The following is a 1448-nucleotide window of genomic DNA, read 5'->3' on the forward strand; positions in this document are numbered from 1 at the left end:
GGGTACACCCAGAAGCGCAGCTTCGAGGACGGGGTGGTCCGGCTGGAGTTCGGGCTCGAACCCACCGACCGCTCGATGGCCGTGCAGCTCGCGCGGGAGCAGCGCGCCGAAGCCCACTCGGTGCGGCGGCTGCTGGCCCCCGGCTCCGTGGCCGTCATCGGTGTCGGCCGCGCGCCCGGCGGGGTCGGACGCAGCGTGCTCGGCAACATCCGGGACGCGGGGTACGCGGGCCCGCTGTACGCGGTCAACAACGCCTTCCCGGACGGCTGTGACGAGGTCGACGGGGTGCCCGCCCACCGCTCGGTCCGGGAGATCGAGGGCCCGGTGGACGTGGCCGTGGTCGCCGTACCGGCCGACGTGGTGCCCGAGGTGGTCGCCGAGTGCGGTGAACACGGGGTGCAGGGGCTCGTCGTGCTGTCCGCCGGGTATGCCGAGAGCGGGCCCGAGGGGCGGGAGCGGCAGCGGGCGCTGGTCCGGCAGGCGCGGGCCTACGGCATGCGGATCATCGGCCCCAACGCCTTCGGCGTCATCAACACCGCCGAGGAGGTACGGCTCAACGCCTCCCTCGCGCCCGAGATGCCCCGGCCGGGCCGGATCGGGATGTTCGCCCAGTCCGGCGCCATCGGCATAGCCCTCCTCTCCCGGCTGCACCGGCGCGGGGGAGGGGTCACCGGGGTCACGGGCGTCTCCACCTTCGTCTCCTCGGGCAACCGCGCCGACGTCTCCGGCAACGACCTCCTCCAGTACTGGTTCGACGACCCCGACACCGATGTCGTCCTCATGTACCTGGAGTCCATCGGCAACCCCCGCAAGTTCACCCGGCTCGCCCGGCGTACCGCCGCCGCCAAGCCGCTCGTCGTGGTGCAGGGCGCGGGCTCCGCCCCGCAGGGGCACGCCGTACGGGCCACCCGGCTCCCGCACGCCACCGTGTCCGCGCTGCTGCGGCAGGCCGGGGTGATCCGGGTCGACACCATCACCGAACTGGTCGACGCGGGGCTGCTGCTGGCCCGCCAGCCGCTGCCCGGCGGGCCGCGCGTCACCATCCTCGGCAACTCCGAGTCCCTCGGCATCCTCACCTACGACCGCTGTCTCGCGGAGGGGCTGCGGCCGTCCCGCCCCCTGGACCTGACCACCGGCGCCACCGCCGCCGACTTCCACCGGGCGCTGGCCCACGCCCTCGCGGACGACACCTGCGACGCCGTCGTGGTCACCGCCATCCCCGCCATCGGGGAGGGCTCGCCGGACGACGCCGAGCTGGCGGAGGCGCTGCGCTCGGCGGCCGCCGCGGTGCCGGGCAAGCCGGTGCTGGTCGTGCACGTCGAGCTGGGCGGGCTGGCCGAGGCGCTGTCCGCCGCCACCAGCACCGCCCCGAAGGCGGGCGCGCCCGTGCTGCCGCCCGTACCGGTGCCGGACGGCGCCGCCGGGGAGGACGGCCCCCGGCTGATCCC

Annotated in this window: 1 protein-coding gene; it reads left to right on the forward strand. The window is 75.6% G+C overall.

Annotated elements, in window-relative coordinates; translation table 11 throughout:
• A partial coding sequence (locus GT030_RS22025) for a CoA-binding protein (protein ID WP_202460408.1) occupies window positions 1-1448 on the forward strand: 1448 nt, incomplete at both ends.

It is taken from the genome of Streptomyces sp. SID1328 (assembly GCF_009865595.1).
In the GTDB taxonomy this organism is placed as follows: Bacteria; Actinomycetota; Actinomycetes; order Streptomycetales; family Streptomycetaceae; genus Streptomyces; species Streptomyces griseoluteus.